Genomic DNA, 20508 nt, shown 5'->3' on the forward strand with positions numbered 1-20508 from the left:
ATTATCGATAAAGCTGTTGTGTGCGCAACGGAACACGTCAAGTTGCGGAAAATGTAGTCTAAATTAGATTGGATTATGCTGCCTTTAAGTTAATTAAAGCCAGCATAATTTATCTTTTAATTAGCTCAATTTAAAACGATTTATCTGCTTGTTTAAATTATTTGCCAAGCTAGCCAGTTTACTCGATGAATCCGATATGCTTTGCGTTTGTTGCTGTGATTTTCGGCTGGTGTCTTGTACTTCGTTTAAGCGTTGGGCTATTTCTTCGGTCACTTGAGATTGCTGCTCAGATGCAGAAGCAATGGTCATATTAGCATCCGAAATAGCTTTTGCTTGCACGCTAATTTCATCAAGCATATGGCCCACTTTTTCTGAATTTACCACCGCCTCTTTTATTTGCGTATCACTTGCGCGGATCCTTTGCGTCACAGCATTGGTTGCCGTTTGTAACGAGTTAATTTTATCTTGGATCTCAAGAGTAGAGCTTTGCGTACGACTAGCCAAAGTTCTTACTTCATCAGCAACAACTGCAAACCCTCGCCCTTGTTCACCGGCTCTTGCAGCTTCGATTGCGGCATTAAGTGCCAGTAAATTAGTTTGTTCAGCAATGTTACTTATAACACTTAAAATAGCAGTTACTTCATTCACTGAGACTTCCAGTTGGTTAAGGTCTGTTAGTGATTTGGTTAAGGTATTGGCCACTGACTCAACAGAGCTCACTCCTTGTTGTACAACTTGCAAACCTTCTTTGGTTTTTTGATTGGCAGAGGTCGCACTGTTTGCTGCTTCTGCACAGTTTTGTGAAACTTCTTTAACGGCCGTTGAGTTTTCATAGACAGAGCTTGAAATCACTTCAATTGCTTGGCTTTGAATATCATTCAACGTTTTGGCCTGTCGTGAAATTTCATCGAGGCTTTTTGCTGCTACTTGGGCCTGCTCTGAATGATCATGAATTTCTTTAAGAAGCTGGGAAAGCTTATCAACCATAACGTTAAAGGTGCTCGCAAGCTGACCTATTTCGTCATCAGCTTTATGGTCAATATAACAAGATAAATCACCTTCAGATATACGCTTAGCTTCATCAATTAAGGCATGGGTTGCTTTAATCACTTTTTTCTCTAATTGCCAGTAACACACTATCAAGGTAGCTATAATGGTCAGCACTAAAACGGTGCTAGTTAAACTTAAGGTGACCACACGGTCATGATTACTTTTTACTTCTGCGGCACTTTTTTTCTCAATTGAACTTAAAAATGCTTTCACGGGTTGCTGAATTTTCTCAACTTCTGCCATGTAAGCCGCGTTGGTTAAAAGCTCGATAGCTTGCACCCATCTTTTATGTTCGCTTACGGTTAAGTTATTTGTATCACGACCAAGCAAATCACTGACTAGGCTAAAGGCTTTTTCTTCTGTTTCGACTAGTTTGAGTGATAAGTCGTTGGATTTTTGCAAGAGAGCTAAATCATCAGCAGCCACATTAAAAGCTCTTAAGCGCTGTACATAACTTTTCTTTTCGCCATTAAGCCAAGCAGCTTTTCCTTGAATTTGATCAACAAGATTTTGGTATTCCACTTTATAGCGAGGGTCTAAGGTTACAACATGTTGACGAGCAAGTTCTGTAAGGTGAATCGAATTTGAAGATGAAAACTTAGCAAGGTGGCTTAGTTCATAACGCTGTTGCGCCGACTCCATACTTTCTTCTTGTCCTGATTGTAGAAATAAAATTATGAGGAGTAGGCCGGTTGCAAGGGTAATGGTAGCCGCAAAAACCGCTCTTAATAAAAATCGTATAGACAAGGCTAATTCTCACAAATTAAATAATGCATGATTTAAACATAGTGCAATAACCTGCAACCGCAAAAAATATTGTTACAAATGATTATTTATTAAAAAGGTTAATTTAAGGAAAGTTAAAAGTCTTAATTATTAATAAAATGGTATGAGTTTTGCTGTGTCTAGCCTTTTTGCCAAGGAAGACAAAATGTTGACGATCAATTCGCCACGACTACGAACGCCAAATTTACTGCAAAATACGCAATCTATCACCTCAACCTATGAGAAGTTAGCTTCTGGAAAGCGTATAAACTCTGCTAAAGATGACGCTGCAGGCCTACAAATAAGCCATCGATTAACAACGCAAATAGCAGTAAAGCAGCAAACGCTTAGAAATTTACAAGATGGGATCAGCTATGGGCAAGTGGCAGATGCTGGGTTATCCGAGCTAACAGACTCGCTTCAACGCATGCGAACTTTAGCCCTTCAAGCCGCAAATGGCTCAAATACAGATATCGATAGAGAAGCGTTAAATGAAGAGTTTTCACAGTTACGAGATCATATAAACAGCGTTGTAGCCAATACAGAAATTTTTGGTAAAAAACCATTAATGTCTAAGCCTGAGCAAGAGACGAATTTAGATAATGTACCTGTATTGAATGAGGTGTTTTCTAATAATGTTCAGCAAGGAATGAGATCAGGGGATGTTTCTTTAGGCCTAATACCTGCAGGTTCAACGAACGTTAGAATTCAAATAAATGATAATGGTGCGAATGATGATTTAAATCTATTTACCCAAACTGGCGAGCATTTAGTGGGGCAAGATTTATCGTCTGTGCAATCTAGAATTGAAGCAAATCTATTTACTCCAGCAAATGGTTACCAAGGAACAGAAACATATAGCAATGGCAATTTATTTACGGGGGGAGGTTTTAATTTCCCAGCTGTAAATAGTCAAACAATTAACGGAATGAACTTTACCTACTCGGGGAATGGTAACCCAAGCTCAGGAAGTTCAAATGAAGAAATATTCATTGATAATGTAACCGAGCCGCTGCTTCTTACTGTGATTGGCTCGGGGATGTTTCGAATTACTGCCAGTTGGGATTCTTTGGGGAGTTTAAATTCATCATCTGCTGAATCAAGTGATGGTCCAATGATGGTAACATCAACAGACCAAGCGGTCGGTGAAGATGGTTATATTATATTTGAAGATATCGATGCCAGTGCTGGCTCTTTAACGATTGACGGCATTACTATAAGCAGCGAAGACTTGGCTCAAAATGCAATTGCCAGAATCGACACTGCATTGTCGCGTATCGGTGGGTTTAGAGCTGAAATCGGTGCAAAAATGAACGCTATTGAGTCAACTATGCGCAATCAATCTAATCAATCGTCGATGCTAAGCTCAGCAAATCAGCGAATTGAAGATACTGATTTTGCAAAAGTAATGGCAGAAAAAGTATCTCTAGATATTGTTCAGCAAGCGAGTGTTAGTGTTGCTATGCAAGCAAGGGATATTACTAAGAATGGAATTTTGAGTTTGTTAGGGCAACTAGAATAGTTGCCCTTAAAAGCTAATAGCGTTTATCTGCAGGATAGACAACACCAAGCTGACTTCGCGCTTCATCAAGCACTGCCATGACTTGCTTTGAAAGTGCATGGGTATTAACTGATGACTCAATTTGTCCTGCATTGGCCGCTTGAATAAAGTGGCTTACTTCATGGCGCATAAAGTGTTCATCAAATGGCTCAGAGAGTTCTTCGACCGTGCCATCGTTACCAATATATTGCATACGCTTTAATAAAGAGACAGCTTCGATACGAATACGGCCTTTTTCACCTTGAATTTCAGTAAAATTATCGCCTTGTGAGATTTTAGAGTAGCTTATTACTGCTTGTTTATCGGCATAATTTAATAATACATCGCCGGCGCCATCAACACCGGTTTCAAGTAACACACCACTGGCTTTCACACTCTGAGGCGCGCCCCATAAAGCGAGTAAAATATACAGCGGATAAATACCTAAATCGACTAATGCGCCGTTAGCAAACTCCGGTAAAAAGGTATTTGGGCGCTCACCATTTTTATACTTATCGTAACGTGATGAGTACTGACTATATTGACCAATATATTTGCGAGGTACGCCAATTTTAGTGAGGGCACTTTTTAAGCGAGCAAAGTTTGGTAAATGCGTGGTCATCATCGCTTCCATGTATAAGCGTTGATTTTCTTTAGCTGCTTCGATAATCAGCTCAAGCTCTACGCTGTTTGCTGCCGAAGGCTTTTCACCTAAAACGTGTTTACCCGCTTTTAAACACATAACAGCATAGTCTTTGTGTAAGCTATTTGGTGCCGCAATGTAGACGGCATCGACCAGAGTGTCTTGGCATACTTGTTCAATATTGGTAAACACTTTAGTGTCTGTCATGTCGTGCTTTGCAAGGAAAGACTCACCTGTTTGCTGCTCTCGAGAGCAAACGCCATACAAGGAGAATTGTTCAATTTGTTTGGCTGCGCTCAAAAGCGTGTCGCTTATAAAATTGGTACCTACAATCACAAAGTTCATGGTTACTCCTCGTTGTTTTGTGCAAGCCATGCTTGCCAATCCTGTTCAAATTTTTCCATCTGTTTGTGCTTTTTGCTTAACAAATGTTTGTCTTCGTCTTCTTGAGCCATATAAGGGCCAACGCGACATAATGCACAGTGTTTATCACCTAAATAAGCGGGTAAAGTCAGCTTAGCTGTAATGTTGTTGTCAGTTTTTTCGCTAAATACATAGGTAATGCCACTGGTGTCTTTTACATGTTTATCACGGTCAACATTGCGAATTTTATAGCCTGGGAATAAATTAATATCGAATGGCATTTGGCCTAAATAATGGCACTTTAGCCCCTGATTTAAGCTGCCTTCAATATTCCATTCGCGATACGGTTTTACATCTTTAGAGGTGATGTAACACAGCATTGGGCCGTTTTTATCTAATGCAAACTGACTTGCGTAGTCTAGATAGCGATGCAACAAGGCACGGTTTAAAACATTCATACCACCTTGTTGGGTATTTGCTTTAAATGCTGCCTCACCTTTAAATGCGGGTATAAGTGGAAATTGAAAAATAACTACATCGAAACGTGCATCGACTAAGCGCAGCCACGAGTCTGGCTTTGTTACATCAAATTCAGTGAGTGTAGTTACATTTAGTTGTTGCAATGCGGTTAGTGCATTGTCGGCATATTTTTGCTCAATAGTGTTTGCATCATCATAAGTCGAAGCAACAAGCTTGGTTGGTTTTATATGACGAGCTATGGCGTGCGAAAATGACAAATCACCATCGCCTACCGTCAAAATGCGCCAACTTGGGTCTAAAAACATGTCGTTATTTGCCTTGTTCTGGCGCTGTTTCAACTGTATTTTTTGGGCAAAGCGCTAAACGAGTTTTTAGCCCTTCAATGGCAATTTGTTTAAAGATCAAGTTAAAGCTAATCAAAACGGCAATAACGATATGAATAGGACCGTGCGTAAACCCTGCGTCGGTGTCAAAGAGCATTAAACCGAAAAGCAAAAACATGGTGGCTAAAAATATTTCAATCAACTGATTAGAATATATCTTTAAAGTACCTTGGTTTTTGTGATCTTTTTTAATGTGGATAGCACAAAAAAAGGGAATCACTTTAATTTTAAAGTGAGCGCCTTTTTCAACGTAATTTTCGCCGAGTAGGTCTAGTTTGGCGCGCAATTGATCTATCATAGCAAGTCCTTAAGAAACTGAGCCGCGGATGTTACCGCAAACCGGGCTAAAGGGCTACTCAGGATAGATGCTGATGCCAATTACAAAGATGTGACAAACAAAAACGACTGAGGTTAAAACAAATCGCATTTTCTGGTAATCAACATGGTAATTTTGCCACTGCGGTGAAGTTTTCTCGAATAATAATACAAGCCAAAAACTTGCTGCTAACCAACCTAAAGCCCATGGTGTTGGCAGAAAACTTAAAAACCCAATAGGTAAAATAGGAATAATCGCTTTGATTGCATCTGCATGGCTTTGCTGGCCTGCATGCCATAAGTTACCAGCCATAAAGGCAAAAATAGCAATACTGTAAAAGGTGAAAAATTCTAAATTAACTGCGCTACTGCCTGCGATAAGTGGCCAACCAACGCAGCCTAAAAACGGTAGTAAACCCAAGTAACCAAGTTGAATGTGATTAATAAACTTTTCCATAATGACCTTTAAACTGCCGAACTGGTATAAAATAACTCGTAGTTATTTTATACCAGTTATGCGGCTAAAACGATCGCTTTATTATTGGCGTAATTCACGACGTAAAATTTTGCCTACCGTTGATTTTGGTAATTGCTCCATAAAAACGATTGACTTAGGTACTTTATAAGCACTTAGGTTTTCGCGGCAATAATCAGTCACTTGTTGCTCATCAACCTGCTCTTTTAAGGTTATGTAGGCACAGACGCGCTCGCCGGTTTTTTCATCTTTTGCGCCTATTACAGCGGCTTCGCAGATAGCCGGGTGCTGGCAAAGTACATTTTCAACTTCGTTAGGGTAAACATTAAAGCCAGAGACAATAATCATGTCTTTTAAACGATCTACAATTTTGTAGTTACCGCTTGGCAGTTTTAGGCCTACATCTCCGGTTTTGAAAAAGCCGCGTTTCATGCACTTATCGGTTTCATCTTGGCGTTGCCAGTAACCCATCATCACCTGTGGGCCTTTAACAACTATCTCGCCAGACTCACCGTCAGCAACAGGTTCATCATTTTCATCCCAAATCTCAACTGTGGTGTTTGATAATGGGCGGCCAATACTGCCAATCTCTTCTTTTTTAAAGTCGTTTAACGTCGCAACTGGCGAGGTTTCTGATAAGCCATAGCCTTCTGTGATTGTGCAACCTGTGGTGCTCATCCATGCATCAGCAGCTGCGTGTGTTAGAGCTGCGCCCCCTGAGACTGTCATTTTTAGGTTTGAAAAATTCAGGGCTTTAAAACCAGGATGCATACACAAGCCAATAAATAAGGTGTTAATGCCAGAAAAGTAATTAATTTCAAATGGTTCAATTTGCTTTACTAAGGCATCTAAATCACGAGGATTTGGTATAAGTACATTAAATTGCCCCATTGCGAATAGGCCAACCATATTCACCGTAAAGGCGTAAATATGATAAAGCGGAAGTGGACAAATACCCGTTTCTTGGCCAGGGGTTAAAATTTCGTCAAAGCGTTCATTCATTTGCTCGGCATTAGCTAAGATATTGCCATGACTAAGCATTGCAGCTTTAGCAACTCCTGTTGTTCCCCCCGTATATTGCAAAACGGCAATATCATCACGGCTTGCTTGGTGTGGTTTAAGTGGAGCGAGTTTTTCCCCTTGGTGAATGAGTTCAGGTAATGACAATTGGCCCGGTTGCAGTGAAGGTTCACCCACCGCTGAAGTAACAATCACTTTTTCTATGGAGGTTTGACTAATGATGGTGGCTAGTTTATCGGTGAGTGCGTCCAGTATTACGATGGCATTTACGCCTGCGTCATTGAACTGATGAAGCATTTCACGAGCAGTGTAAAGCGGATTGGTATTAACAACGATTAATCCGGCACGAAATGCAGCATAAGTAACAACAGGGTAGTCAACTATATTAGGCAATTGGATCGCGATTCGGTCGCCAACCTTAAGGTTACTTTGCTGTTGAAACCACTGAGCTAAGTAACGAGATTGCTGTTCGATTTGTGAATAAGTAAGTGTTTTACCCGCACTATTATAGGCTGGGAGTTCTGCATAGGTTTGACATGTTTGGTCTATCAATTGCGTGAGGTTATCATGTGTGTTCATGGTTGTTCCTTAGCGTGTTGTTCTTATTAGTTGTTGTTTTATGAGGCGATCCATTACAGAGTCCATAACCCAATTGGGTAAATAACGGCTCATGACATAAGTTAGTTTAGATTGTAAGCCGAGGATCACCATTCGTTTTTGTTTATCTAAGCTTTTTACTATTTGCTTAGCTGTGTCAGCAGCATTTTCTGAGGCGTTATGTGCTTTGTTGAAACACATCAAGCTGAGTTTAATTTTGTTTGGCTTAAATGTTTGGCGTAGTTCCTTTGCAAGTATCAATACACTTGGTTCTGGTGAAACTTGAGCTTTATTTGTAACAGGAACCATTAATGCAAGGTGGCTATTCATCGCCAGCTCTGGGCTTATAGCTGTGGCAATGTTTCGTAGTGCAAGAGCGTGTTCACTGTTGGTTATTTCATCCGAATGGTCACAATAAATTGCCAATTCAGGTTTACCAATAGCGGCAATTGCATTATTTACTTGGATTTGTAACCCTTCAATATCGCAGATATGGGTGGCAAAAAATTCTATATATTGATTGCTGTGTGTAAGGCTACACAAGGTTTGCTTTGTTATATCGCTAAATTGCTTGTCGAATAACGCAACATCATCACCACGACGAATATATTGCTTTGCTAATTCGAACCCAATACCACTATTACTACCGGTAATAAACACTCTTCTTAACATTACACGACCACTGATTAGCGAAACTAGCTAGTCAATATATATAAATTGTTAACCAATTAATTAACTTTATACGACCTGTTTTTAGCTTTTTGCGCCATTATAATCAATGTGACTTACGATAGTCTTTTGGTGGCATGCCATACCAGCGTTTGAATGCTCGGGTAAATTCGCTGTAATTAGAAAAGCTTAAGATATCTGAAATGTTTGATAAGCTTAGGCTTGATTCAGTTAAATATTGGTGAGCTAAATTGCAACGAACTTCATCAACGAGTTCGCGAAATGTTGTGTCATACTGGGCTAAATGTCGCTGTAGACTTCGCGCACTCATTGACAACTTTTCAGCGATTAAATTAACACCAAATTGTTCATGAAGTAGATATTGTTTTATAAGCACTTCAACATGTTCACAAATATTTTCGCGCTTAGACTCGTTCGGGTGTCCAAGTTGTTGGCTAAGAATAGAAAACAACTGCTTATCTGAGTTCTTAATGGCTAACTTTAGGTATTTTTTCTCAAACACTAATGCGGTATGAGCACAGTTAAATACTGGTATTTGACCAAGGGCTTGGCGGTATACACTGGTGTTTGCATCACAGCTGTGAGGCAGTTCTAAGCGGTAAAGTTTTATTTGGTCATCGGTTAATTGTTTTAAAAGATTAACCCCAACACTCAGAGCTAGGTCTGCTCCGTGATATACACCGACTTTTAAACTACTGCGCACTAAAAAAGACAGTTTTACAAAGTCTTGGCCACTTTCGAGCAACAGATCAGCACTATTTTGATGAATATGATAGTACTTGGTTAGGTTTTTTAACGCCATTTCAAGAGTCTCGCAGTTACCCATCAAATAACCAACCGAACCTAAGATGTTGAGACTTTGCCAACGACCTAGCTCTAGGCCGAAATAGGGCAGGTTTAATTCTTTCGCTGTGATTTCTAGTAACTCAATGAGCTGCTGATATTGCACAAAATTATTGGGCTCAATGAGCTGTTTTCTATCTAAGCCTACGCGCTCTAATAGTGCATCTGGGTTTACTAATTTACTTTCAATCAGTTCGACATAGCCATGTAAAGCAGATGCTCTAATTAGGTCAGGTGTGTGTGTTTTGCGAGGCATAGTTTGCTCTTTTTTAGTGCGTTGGCGTAAAAAGTAAAAAATTTTGCGTAAAAAGTAAAGTAATACAGGTCATTAAAGTTTAACAATGTATTAACCAAATGGCCTGCTAAATGCAATTGAGGCTGTAACGTGCTTAGAGGAACACACAATGAACTACTCAAAAGTTTTTATAAGTGGTGGTAATGGCTTTATTGGCCGCACGCTGGCGCGCTACTTTAAAGCGAATGGAGTCGATGTATGCGGCGTTGATTTAACGCCCTGTAAAGAATTCAATATTGTTGCAGGTAACTTGAATGAGCCTGCTGGCTGGCGTTCATTATTGAATGACTGTGATTTGGTTATTCATACTGCGGCAATTGTCTCAAATGCGTTTAGTTACAAGCAAACATGGCAGGCGAATGTAGGCTGGACGAAAAACTTACTTGATGCAGCGGTCGCAGCAAACACAGTAAGGCGCTTTATTCATATTTCGTCGACTGCCATTTATGGCAGTGATTGGCAAACAGATATTAAAGAAGATGCGCCTTTGTTACCTGATGGGCGAGCCTATAACGACTCAAAAATGATGAGTGAACATTTAGCGCTAAGCTATCACGCCAGTAAAAAACTCAATGTAACAATAATTCGCCCTGGCGATGTTTATGGCCCAGGTTCAAAGCCTTGGATAGCTTACCCATTGCAAGAAATCGCCAAAGGCACGTTTATGGTGCCACAGGGCATGTTCGGCCCTGTTTATATTGATGATTTAGTGAGAGGCATTTATCAAAGTGCCATGAGCGAGGGGGCAAATGGTGAGATTTTTAATCTATCGGGCCCAGAGCAAGTAACTAATCAAACTTATTTTAATTATTTAGCGCAAGCACAAGGGAAAAAGCACGTAACAGTTGTGAACTTGTCCTTAGTGCTAAAACTAACGGGCTTTATAGAGTGGTGTTATCACCTTTTTGGTAAAACCACCGATATCAATCCATCAACTATGCGCATGCTAAGCCGAAAAAGTGCGGCATATAGTAGTGAAAAAGCGCACCGTGTTTTTGGCTATCAACCTGAATTTACCTTACAGCAAGGTATGCAACATGCGTTGCAGTGGGCGTATGAGCAAGGGCTTTGTAAAGAAGAGCCACGCACTAATACCGTAGAAGCAAATTAAAGACAACTAGTTAACTTATTGAAAGAAAATGAAAAGAGGGCACACACATGGCATTACCAGATATTATTAACCATCAAGATTTCTTACTGACAATTCATACCAATGATGAAAAGCTAATCAAAAACGCCTTACCGGGCGTGCATATCTACCCACTGATGCTGGATTCTGAAAATGGAGTATGGGTTTTGCGTGTTTTATTTGAACCAGGTACGGTTTTACCAAAACATTTTCATACTGGTGTTGTGCACTTATATACGTTAGCGGGAAGTTGGCACTACACTGAATATCCAGATGATTTACAAGTAGCGGGCAGCTATTTATTTGAGCCAGGCGGTTCGATTCATCAATTTCAAGTACCTGAAGACAACACTGAAGTGACAGATACCTTTATGGTGGTTATGGGATCTAACATCAATTTTGATCCTGATGGCAACTATATGAACATTATGGATGCAGGTTGGATTGAGCAAGTGATGTTAGCAGCTGCAAAAGAGCAAGGAATTGAGCCTAACTACATTAAACCTAAGAGCTTATACGGCTTTAGCAAATAATTTTATTCCCTGAAGCAAAGCCCTTAATTGCAGTAAGCTATTGAGGGCTTTATATTTATTACGGGTTATTTGTAGTTCAATCTAAAAAATAAATCAATTTAATCTAAACAATCAATTTTATTTTAATCGCTCACACCTCTATTGTATTAATCAAGCAGACGCAAGGCTGCGTTAATTAAACTTTTTTAAATACATCAATGAGGAATACTATGAGCACTTCATTAATTAACACAAAACTACAACCATTCAATTCAACAGCTTACCACAATGGTGACTTTGTAGAACTAACAGAAAAAGACGTGCTAGGTAAGTGGTCAATCTTCTTCTTCTACCCAGCAGATTTTACTTTTGTATGTCCGACTGAGCTTGGTGATGTTGCAGACTACTACGAGCAACTACAAGAAATGGGTGTTGAAGTTTACTCAGTATCAACCGACACGCACTTCACTCACAAAGCATGGCACGATACGTCTGAGACAATTGGTAAAATCAAATTCCCAATGATTGGTGACCCAACAGGTCGTATTACACGTAACTTCGGTGTGATGATTGAAGATGAAGGTCTTGCACTTCGCGGTACATTCGTAATGAACCCTGAAGGCGAAATCAAAGTAATCGAAACTCACGACCTAGGTATCGGCCGTAGCGCGAAAGAGTTAGTACGTAAAGTACAAGCTGCACAGTACATTGCTAACCACGACGGTGAAGTATGTCCTGCATCATGGCAGCCAGGTGAAGAGACACTTGCTCCTTCATTAGACCTAGTTGGCAAAATCTAATTTGCCACGGCATTAAACGATAGCAAAGCTTTGCTTTGCTATCCCAATGCAACCTTAATTGCCCATCACAACTCACATTAAGCACATTAGCGGGTGGTGGGCAGTTATACCCAAAATTTTTCTAGATTATTTATTCTGAACTCAAGGGCTAAGCCATGTTAGATACGAATATCAAAAACCAATTAACAAGCCACTTTGCTTCTATTACCAGCCCTGTTGAGCTGCTTATCGCCTTGGATGACAGCAATAAATCAACAGAACTTAAAAATTTAGCAAACGATTTAGCATCGTTAAGCGACAAATTCTCGGTGCGAGATAACCATAACCAAGACGTACGACGTCCGTCTATGGTGGTATCTTCACCTATTAACAACACGCAAATCACATTTGCGGGTGTGCCTATGGGCCACGAATTCACCAGCTTGATCCTTGCACTTCTTCACACAGGTGGTCATCCAAGTAAGGCATCACAGAGTGAAATTGAACAAATTAAATCATTACCTGGGCCGCTTAACTTTGAAGTGTATATTTCATTAAGTTGTCAAACCTGCCCGCAAGTAGTGCAAGCACTTAACTTAATGGCAGCACACAATAAAAACATTACGGCCACTATGATTGATGGTGCTTTGTTCCAAGACGAAGTGAATGAGCGCAATATCCTAGCGGTGCCAGCGGTGTATTTAAATGGCGAGCTGTTTAGTCAAGGTGCAGTTAATCTGACTGATATCTTGAATAAAGTAGATACCAAAGCGGCTGCACGCCAAGCCGAAGCACTAAACGACAAAGAGTTATTTGACGTACTTGTTGTTGGTGGTGGTCCGGCAGGGGCTTCTGCGGCAATTTATTCAGCACGTAAAGGCTTAAATACAGGCGTGGTTGCAGAGCGTTTTGGTGGTCAGGTTTCAGACACGTTAGCAATTGAAAACTTTATATCAGTTAAAGCGACCGAAGGTCCTAAATTAGTTGCTCAACTTGAAGAGCATGTAAAAGAATACGACGTTGATGTGATGCAAAACCAACGTGCGGCATCACTTACTAAGCAAGGTAATTACCAAATCACGCTAGAAAATGGTGCGGTTTTAAATGCGAAGTCAGTGGTATTAGCAACCGGTGCCCGCTGGCGCGAAATGAACGTACCGGGTGAGAAAGAGTATCGCGGTCATGGCGTTGCTTACTGTCCTCACTGTGATGGTCCGTTATTTAAAGGCAAAGCGGTAGCGGTTATCGGCGGCGGTAACTCAGGTATTGAAGCTGCAATCGACCTTGCTAACATTGTTGAGCATGTTACCGTGCTTGAGTTTGCTGATACCTTACGCGCTGATGAAGTCCTTATTCGTAAAGCAAATAGCTTAAACAACATTACGATTATCAAAAACGCGCAAACGACAGAAGTTGTTGGTGATGGTAAGCGAGTAACAGGCTTAAACTATATTGATCGTATCTCTGGCGATGAAAAATCACTTGAGCTTGCAGGTATCTTTGTGCAAATCGGCTTGGTGCCAAACACTGAATGGCTAAAAGATTCTGGGTTATCACTAACTCGCTTTGGTGAAATCGAAATTGATAGCAAAGGTGCAACATCATTACCGGGTGTTTACGCTGCAGGTGATGCAACAACAACGCCGTTCAAGCAAATCATTATTGCAATGGGCAGTGGTGCAACGGCCAGTTTAGGTGCATTTGATTACTTAATTCGCCACAGCGAAGAGGTACAAAGCACTGAAGATGCAGCTTAATTAGCGACTCTTGATTAGGCAGCTCACACCCATAGCTGCCGCTTTAAAGCCGCCCTCTCCAAAGGCGGCTTTGTTTTTATTAATCCAGCTATTGATACTGTGCTGCAGTAATAAATTCCTCAAAACTTTCACACCAAATAACCACTGTATTGTAATCGCTGACATCAATACCTTGTGGAACAACTAATTTAAAGCCATTGAATGAACGTACTCCTGCAACACGTTGCATGGTGCCTTTTTGTGCTAAAAAATCAGCTTCGTTATCAACAAAATTGCGCGATAAGTAAAGTTGATAGTCAGGTCCTGGTGATAAAGTACCTTGCATAGAAATAGCATCATTTGTTAGATAGACCATCCCATCACCATAATGAAGGCGATCTGATCCTTTAAGATCTGGCTTAAACGCAGCACTAAACTGAGCTCTATCTTGATGCTGCTTCAAAATAGCAACATCGGGCGCTGGTTGCTCCGTTAAAATAGGCAAACTGTAAACCCCAGCCATAAAACCCATGGCAAAAATAGCCAATGCCATGATGACAATTAGCACTGCTTTTAGCATGCTTACTCCTTGTTCTTTAACGTTATGGTGTGGCGTTGATTTAAAGAGTATTGTTTTTCAACATCACCAAAATATTGCAAATAGAGCCGCTCAAGTTCACCTGATTGTTTTAGCTTTTGCATACCTTGTTCTAGCAAATCCCTAATGTGTTGATTCTCTTTGCTTAAGTAAAAGTAATAGTCGCTGGGATATTGCAGCATAATGTTTGGTGCAACGATAAAATTGAACTGTTTGAGTCTATTGAGTTCATTGCCAATAGCCAGTACTGAGCGTGGAAAGTAATCGGCAAAGCCTGTCTCTAGAGCTTTGATCATGCCAGGATAATCAAGCTCGCCATTAACAGTTAAGTCATTGTCTCTTAGCACCGTATAATCAGACCAACTTTGCTGCTGTAATGCAATTAATGGTTTTAATTGATCAAGGCTTTTTATTGCACTGAACTTTGCTTGGTCATCAGCACGAATAATAAGCAAACGCTTACCGTGCAAACCCTTGTATAAAGGAATTGTGGTGTTAACTAATGAAGTGGGTTGCTTATAAGGGAAAGACAGCCAAGCTAAGGTAATTGTTTTATTATGACTAAGTTGTTCAATAATGCGTTTATCATTCATTGGCTTGGCGTTGTACATTAATACAGCGTCTACGCCCATTGCGGCGAAGCTTTTAATGAGAATATCGTGGATGTATTGATTTTTTACCGCGTCGGTATAGCTCGGTTTTGCAAGTTGAATAACAATTTGCTCTTGACCAAAGCTCTGTTTAATGAATAGCGCGAATACCATCAATAAAATAAATATTGTTCTATTCATTTATTTGAGTCTCTGCATTTATACTTTGAAAACATGCACCTGCTGTTGTAAACGCGAAGCCAAAGAAGCCAATTCTTGGCTGGCTTGTGCATTTTGTTGTGAACTTTCGCTAACCAGTGAAATGCTGCTACTAAACTCATTAATATTACAACTTAGCTCGTTTGCAACAGTCGTTTGCTCATCTGTTGCGGTGGATACTTGGTTGTTCATATCGGCAATAAGTGCCATTTCTTGAGTGATTTCAGTGAGTAATTGTGATGAGCGCTCAGCGTATTCAACACTTTGTTTGGCACTGTCATCTGCATTACCCATGGCGGTGACTGCTTGCTGTGCCATTGCTTGTAGTTTAGTAATCATTTCATTGATATTAGCGGTCGCTTTTTGGGTGTTATGTGCAAGCTGTCTGACTTCATCAGCCACAACTGCAAAACCACGACCTGATTCTCCCGCACGAGCTGCTTCAATCGCCGCGTTAAGAGCTAATAAATTAGTTTGTTCAGCGACTCCTTGGATCATCATCACGACTTGGTTTATATCAGTTGTTTGTGTATTTAACTCGTTGATAAGTTGTGTATTTGCATTAACTATTTGCGATAAGCGGTTTATTGCATCAATGTTTTCTTGCACCGATTGCTGGCCAAGTTTAGCTGTTTTATCTGTGTGGGTGGCTTTTTCTGAGGTTGAAAGCGCATTTGCGGCCACTTGCTCAATTGCACTACTCATTTGCGTAATTGCGGTGGCAATCATTGCTGATTGGTGCTCTTGCTCAGTGGCAGTGCTTGCTACTTGATCACTAATTGAGTTCATTTGCTCTGCTGCTGAGGATAAGGTCAATGTTGCATTAGTTACATCATTTACTAGGTCGTGTATTCGCTTCATCATCGCGTTGAAATGAGTGGCTGCTTGAGCTATTTCATCGTTGCCATAAGTTTCTGCTCTGAGCCGTAGGTCAGCACTTTTAGAGATGGAACCAATGGTTTTACTTAATGATAACAGAGGGTTATGAATAGAGCGGTAAATGACAAATGCAATAAATAACAAGATGATTATTAAAATACTGATGGATGCGCTCATGGCTATAGTGACTTGTTTAAAATCTTTTTCAGATGCAAGTTTAAACTTATTAGCTTCATTGATTTGAAGGTTTATCAACCCTTGATAGCTTTCGCTGAGTGGGTCGAACACATCGTAAAGACTTTTTACAAACACCTCATTAGGAATTGCTTTTAATTCATTGTTTTTAACTTGATTTAAAAGTTTGCTGAGTTCGCTTTCTACCACAGTGAGATTCTTTTCAACGATATTTACTAAGCGTTGCTCTTCATTGGTGAGCTTGGTTCCTAAATAGCTTTTCCATTTGTTGTCGGCAACACCCTTTGCGTTTTCAACCGCAGCAAGAAAATCATTTTTTGAAATTTGCTCAGCACGGTATTTATGAAATAAATCGACAATGCTAACGGCATAATTGTCCGATACTGTTTTTATTTGCTCAAGCGGGATGACTCTATCGTCGTAAAGACTGTCGATGCCTTTTACCATGCTCGACATAATGGACATCGTAAATATTGACGTAATCACAAAAACGCAGACCGGTAACAAAGCCAAAATGGCTAATCGCGTACGAACGGTATAGTTGTTTAACATGAGCATTAGAATGTTTGTAAGGACTTAGTATTAAAACTAATAGAGAATATTATTTAAGCAAGTTTTTGCAATAATTTGGGGTGTGTATTGCAAAAATTCGTTTCTATACGCGACTGGCTATCAAGCTAAATTGCTTAAAAACTGTTTTCCTGCCGCAATACCCATTTCATATCCTGCTGATAACTTAGCGTAAGACTTTGTTGTTCGACCTACAGCAAAATCAGGAGGAGGAGCGATGATGTTAACTTTACAGTCACTCGGTGGATTCATAACAAAGTCAATGCTTTGATTATAGTTTTCTGCTCGTAAGATGGATGCCTTAGCAAGCGCGGGTGTTTCTTTGTAAAGTCGTTTAACAAGCCAAGGTGCTTTCGATGGTTTTTTTCGATAGCCAATCGGCTGAGACAAAATAACTGTAATTTCCTTATTACCCATTTCGTAAGCTTTACGAATAGGAATAGAATCGGCTACACCACCATCTGTTAATTGCATACTGTTGATCTTTGGGTATTGGCGGTATGCAATTGGTAGTGCACATGAGGCTTTCAATTGCTCTTCAATAAGTTCAGCAGTTGCTTTTAAATACTCAGCGTTACCTGTTTTAATATTGGTTGCAACGATATAAAACTCACTCGCTTGTTTTTCGAAGGTGTCTAAATCAAGGCGAATATCTCGAATGGTTTCTTGCCATAGCCAGTCTAAATCAAACAGGTGACCGCCTTTTAAAAAGCGAACATAATTAATGAACTCAGGTCGACACGAGTAATCTGTGATCACCGCATGGTTACGTTTATATTGAGCACATAAATAAGCTGCGATGTTGGTGGCTCCTGCTGAAACACCAAAGCATTGCTTGAAAGGTTGGTAGCTTTCTTTAATAAACGTATCAAGCACACCTGTGGCGAAAATACCGCGCATAGCGCCGCCTTCTACAACGAGTGCCTTGTTATTATCCATTACTGCTACCTTGCTTATAACCGTGATTGCTACTAACCATAACAAACACGGTTACAAAATTAAATAGAGTTTTGACTCTAAGCGAGTTAAATAGCTTCAACCCAAAGTACACCGACTTGTTTTTCGGTGACTTTTACAGTGCTCCCAGCCGCAATGGGGGAGTGGCTTTTTAGTTGCCACTGAATGCCCGAATATTGGTGTGTGGTTAAACCTTGGTCATCAACATCTGCATTTACAACAAAGGTCAGTTCAGCAAAGTCACTGTGAACAGGCTGAGTCTCTGTTTTATCTTGCATGCGTTTTAGGGGGCGCCACAGCACGACTGCAAAACCAAGAGTAAACACAATATTACTCCAAAGTGCCGTGGTGTAAGTACTTGCAAGTAGCTCTATATTCATAAGTAAGCCACTGGCAAATAAAGATAAGCCTAAAAACAATAATACGTAGGTGCTCATACCCAGTACGGCAACCTCAACGATTAGCGCGATAACACCTAAAATCATTAATGCTTCGGCTAAATGGGTATCTAAAAACGCCATCGCTTCACCTAATTTTGTTGTTTCTTATTTAAAGAATTAATAATAGACATACCTTGAGCAACCAGCGAGCTTGCATCAGTGCCACTCTCAGGTAATAAAACTACTGATGATTCACGAGCTATCGCTTCTTTAGCGGCAATGGCTTTAGTCGCAAGGTCGAGTTGAATTGCTTTTTGACCTTGTTCAGTGTCAGCGGCTTCACCGACTTTACGAAGTGCATCGGCTTGTGCTTCTGCAACGGCGATAATTGCTTTTGCTTCACCTTCAGCGCGTAAGATTTGCTCTGCTTTTTCAGCCTCTGCAGCAAGGACTTGTGCTTGCTTTTTACCCTCTGCCACATTGATAGCTGACTGACGGTCGCCTTCAGACTCTAAAATTTGTGCACGCTTTACTCGCTCTGCTTTCATTTGTGCTTCCATGGCCTCCATTACAGAATTAGGCGGCACAATGTCTTTAATCTCGTAACGTAAAACTTGAATACCCCAAGGCTCAGAAGCCTGATTAATAGCACTAACTATGTTGGTGTTTAACATGTCACGTTCTTCAAAGGTTTTATCTAGCTCCATTTTACCAAGCTCTGAACGCATGGTTGTTTGCGATAGCTGAGTAACGGCAAATACATAATCATCATTACCATAGGTTGCTTTATAAGGATCAAGTACTCGGAAATACAGTACGCCATCGACGATAAGTGAGATATTATCTTTAGTGATAGCTGACTGAGAAGGCACATCTTGTGCTTGCTCTTTTAAACTTCGGTCTGCTGCAATACGGTCGATAAATGGCACAATAAAGTTTAAGCCCGCTTCTTTGGTTGAATGATATTTACCAAATCGCTCTATAAGCCAAGCGCGGTTTTGTGGCACGAATTTAACGCTGCTTTTTAGTAGCACTAATACAAAAATAAGAATAAAGGTTTCGACATTCAAAAGTAAGTCGAGAATTTGTGATACTGGATCCATGTACTTTCCTTAGATACGGTTAATGTTTTTACCAAATATTGAGATTATCACTACAGGATAAGTGCTGCCATCATTTTGCAATATAAAAAATACAGTTAATAGATCCCATTTTTTAAAAAGAAGTATGTAAAGCTTTGGTAAATGAACGTTTTTTCATTACATCAAAATGCTGCTGTTGGCCTGGTGTCACAAACGGGTAAAAGCAAAACATGGCACTATGAAAAACTCTGTCATCTGGGCCTATAACTAGATAAAAATTAGCGAGTAACACCACCTTATTGCATTAATGAGGTGGTGTTTATGGTTTATGCTATTCATTACACATCTCTAGCTAAGCTCTTTTTGCTAATAGGCTAGCAATCAATCCGTTTGTTAAGAGAGTGTTTTATTAGATACATGCTTTGATCAGCTTGAGCAACGACTTCTTCAGCACTTTTGGTATTACCATAAAACATGGTAACCCCAACACTAGCCGAACCATAATACGTAACATGAGGGTGTCTAAATTCGACCTCTATTGCTGATTGGATCTTATGGGCAACTCTACGCGCATTATCTTTTGCATGTTGCTCTTCACGGCCAAGTCCTTCTAAAAGAATAACAAATTCATCTCCTCCTAGACGCGCTATACAGTCGTTATCACGCATAGTGGTTTTCATTCGCTTTGAAATTTCTATTAAGTAGTCGTCGCCAACATTATGGCCATACATATCATTTAGCTTTTTAAACTTATTGAGGTCGATAAAGATAACAGCGCCGTAAGTTTGCTTGCTTTTACTCAATTGTAGCGCGAGAGCAAGGCGAAGGAAGAAATAACGTCGGTTTAATAAATCGGTTAATGGGTCTGTGGAGGCATCGTATAGGAGTTGTTGTTCAAGTTCTTTTCGTTCGGTTATATCGGTTGAAATTCCCAGTATGCCAATGACTTTATTAGGATCCGAATCGGAAAAGATGGGGGATTTTACCTCCCAGAAAATACTTTTCTCTCCTTTTGATAAAGTAAGTTCAATTTCTTCACGAGTGCGCTCTCCACTAAGAACACGCGCATCGATGTTTAATAGTTTTTCTGCAGTACTTTGCGGAAATAGATCCATATCGGTTTTAAAAAGCAGCTCTGATTCATTACATGCTAATAGGTTTAACGTTAATTTGTTTGCATAAACATATCGTGAGTAATCATCTTTGATGTACACATACGCAGGTAAGTTGTCGAGCGCTAGCTTTAACTCGGCGGTATGAATTGGTAATTGAGTATCGTTATATTTGGCCACACTATGTCCCTATAAAAACAGCCATACAGAGATATTGACCCAAAAAAAGCCGATGTACAAGAACGATTACAAATGTAAAAAGCGCCAAGTAAGTCCTTGGCATGCTTTAGTTTTAAGGTTGTTTTTTTTGG

At 40.1% G+C, this 20508-nt stretch carries 20 protein-coding genes; 5 read left to right on the forward strand and 15 right to left on the reverse strand.

Features of this window, described 5'->3' with window-relative positions; translation table 11 throughout:
- Positions 1 to 120: 120 nt before the first annotated feature.
- Entirely contained in the window at positions 121 to 1692 is a 1572-nt protein-coding gene (locus tag NH454_RS12525) for a methyl-accepting chemotaxis protein (RefSeq protein ID WP_253039238.1), read from the reverse strand.
- 289 nt (positions 1693 to 1981) lie between these two features.
- On the opposite strand from NH454_RS12525, the gene NH454_RS12530 reads away from it, so the two are divergent.
- The gene (locus NH454_RS12530) at positions 1982 to 3337 is read left to right on the forward strand and encodes a flagellin (RefSeq protein ID WP_171040421.1); all 1356 of its coding nucleotides are present in this window, start codon (positions 1982 to 1984) and stop codon (positions 3335 to 3337) included.
- Between the two features lie 13 nt (positions 3338 to 3350).
- Here the strand turns inward: NH454_RS12530 and NH454_RS12535 are convergent, their stop codons facing one another.
- The 7 genes from NH454_RS12535 to NH454_RS12565 all read right to left on the reverse strand — a co-directional run bounded on the left by NH454_RS12535 (position 3351) and on the right by NH454_RS12565 (position 9420).
- Positions 3351 to 4343, reverse strand: a complete 993-nt coding sequence (locus tag NH454_RS12535; protein WP_253039239.1) for a Gfo/Idh/MocA family oxidoreductase — start codon at positions 4341 to 4343, stop codon at positions 3351 to 3353.
- A 2-nt stretch (positions 4344 to 4345) separates the two neighbouring features.
- A complete protein-coding gene (locus NH454_RS12540) occupies positions 4346 to 5146 on the reverse strand; it encodes a class I SAM-dependent methyltransferase (RefSeq protein WP_253039240.1) in 801 nt (266 codons plus the stop codon).
- Positions 5147 to 5150: 4 nt separating this feature from the next.
- Positions 5151 to 5522, reverse strand: coding sequence for a hypothetical protein (locus NH454_RS12545; RefSeq protein ID WP_253039241.1), 372 nt, complete (start codon positions 5520 to 5522; stop codon positions 5151 to 5153).
- A 54-nt stretch (positions 5523 to 5576) separates the two neighbouring features.
- Positions 5577 to 5996, reverse strand: a complete 420-nt coding sequence (locus tag NH454_RS12550) for a DUF3429 domain-containing protein (RefSeq protein ID WP_253039242.1) — start codon at positions 5994 to 5996, stop codon at positions 5577 to 5579.
- Positions 5997 to 6077: 81 nt separating this feature from the next.
- The gene (locus NH454_RS12555) at positions 6078 to 7613 is read right to left on the reverse strand and encodes an AMP-binding protein (protein ID WP_253039243.1); all 1536 of its coding nucleotides are present in this window, start codon (positions 7611 to 7613) and stop codon (positions 6078 to 6080) included.
- Positions 7614 to 7622: 9 nt separating this feature from the next.
- Positions 7623 to 8303 carry a hypothetical protein gene (locus tag NH454_RS12560; protein ID WP_253039245.1) on the reverse strand — a complete coding sequence of 227 codons (681 nt, stop codon included), beginning with the start codon at positions 8301 to 8303 and terminating at the stop codon, positions 7623 to 7625.
- A gap of 103 nt (positions 8304 to 8406) precedes the next feature.
- A complete protein-coding gene (locus NH454_RS12565) occupies positions 8407 to 9420 on the reverse strand; it encodes an AraC family transcriptional regulator (protein ID WP_138557781.1) in 1014 nt (337 codons plus the stop codon).
- A gap of 148 nt (positions 9421 to 9568) precedes the next feature.
- On the opposite strand from NH454_RS12565, the gene NH454_RS12570 reads away from it, so the two are divergent.
- From NH454_RS12570 to ahpF, 4 genes are all read left to right on the forward strand, one after another.
- Positions 9569 to 10570 carry an NAD(P)-dependent oxidoreductase gene (locus NH454_RS12570; RefSeq protein ID WP_253039247.1) on the forward strand — a complete coding sequence of 334 codons (1002 nt, stop codon included), beginning with the start codon at positions 9569 to 9571 and terminating at the stop codon, positions 10568 to 10570.
- A gap of 47 nt (positions 10571 to 10617) precedes the next feature.
- The gene (locus tag NH454_RS12575; RefSeq protein WP_138557779.1) at positions 10618 to 11121 is read left to right on the forward strand and encodes a 2,4'-dihydroxyacetophenone dioxygenase family protein; all 504 of its coding nucleotides are present in this window, start codon (positions 10618 to 10620) and stop codon (positions 11119 to 11121) included.
- A 209-nt stretch (positions 11122 to 11330) separates the two neighbouring features.
- A complete protein-coding gene (gene ahpC / locus NH454_RS12580) occupies positions 11331 to 11900 on the forward strand; it encodes an alkyl hydroperoxide reductase subunit C (RefSeq protein ID WP_253039249.1) in 570 nt (189 codons plus the stop codon).
- 155 nt (positions 11901 to 12055) lie between these two features.
- Positions 12056 to 13636 carry an alkyl hydroperoxide reductase subunit F gene (ahpF, locus tag NH454_RS12585; protein WP_138557778.1) on the forward strand — a complete coding sequence of 527 codons (1581 nt, stop codon included), beginning with the start codon at positions 12056 to 12058 and terminating at the stop codon, positions 13634 to 13636.
- A gap of 88 nt (positions 13637 to 13724) precedes the next feature.
- Here the strand turns inward: ahpF and NH454_RS12590 are convergent, their stop codons facing one another.
- The 7 genes from NH454_RS12590 to NH454_RS12620 all read right to left on the reverse strand — a co-directional run bounded on the left by NH454_RS12590 (position 13725) and on the right by NH454_RS12620 (position 20377).
- A complete protein-coding gene (locus NH454_RS12590) occupies positions 13725 to 14195 on the reverse strand; it encodes a DM13 domain-containing protein (RefSeq protein WP_253039251.1) in 471 nt (156 codons plus the stop codon).
- 2 nt (positions 14196 to 14197) lie between these two features.
- The gene (locus tag NH454_RS12595) at positions 14198 to 15004 is read right to left on the reverse strand and encodes a transporter substrate-binding domain-containing protein (RefSeq protein WP_253039252.1); all 807 of its coding nucleotides are present in this window, start codon (positions 15002 to 15004) and stop codon (positions 14198 to 14200) included.
- An 18-nt stretch (positions 15005 to 15022) separates the two neighbouring features.
- The gene (locus tag NH454_RS12600; protein WP_348649180.1) at positions 15023 to 16654 is read right to left on the reverse strand and encodes a methyl-accepting chemotaxis protein; all 1632 of its coding nucleotides are present in this window, start codon (positions 16652 to 16654) and stop codon (positions 15023 to 15025) included.
- A 114-nt stretch (positions 16655 to 16768) separates the two neighbouring features.
- Positions 16769 to 17605: a patatin family protein gene (locus tag NH454_RS12605; RefSeq protein ID WP_253039255.1), complete on the reverse strand. Its 837-nt coding sequence runs from the start codon at positions 17603 to 17605 to the stop codon at positions 16769 to 16771.
- An 86-nt stretch (positions 17606 to 17691) separates the two neighbouring features.
- Positions 17692 to 18144: an NfeD family protein gene (locus NH454_RS12610; RefSeq protein WP_135926915.1), complete on the reverse strand. Its 453-nt coding sequence runs from the start codon at positions 18142 to 18144 to the stop codon at positions 17692 to 17694.
- Between the two features lie 8 nt (positions 18145 to 18152).
- On the reverse strand, positions 18153 to 19106 hold the full coding sequence (locus NH454_RS12615) for an SPFH domain-containing protein (protein ID WP_253039256.1): 954 nt from the start codon (positions 19104 to 19106) through the stop codon (positions 18153 to 18155).
- Between the two features lie 353 nt (positions 19107 to 19459).
- Complete coding sequence (locus NH454_RS12620) at positions 19460 to 20377, reverse strand: GGDEF domain-containing protein (RefSeq protein ID WP_135926917.1); 918 nt, start codon at positions 20375 to 20377, stop codon at positions 19460 to 19462.
- Positions 20378 to 20508: the final 131 nt, after the last annotated feature.

Source organism: Pseudoalteromonas sp. Ps84H-4 (assembly GCF_024124645.1).
GTDB classification, from domain to species: Bacteria; Pseudomonadota; Gammaproteobacteria; order Enterobacterales; family Alteromonadaceae; genus Pseudoalteromonas; species Pseudoalteromonas lipolytica_C.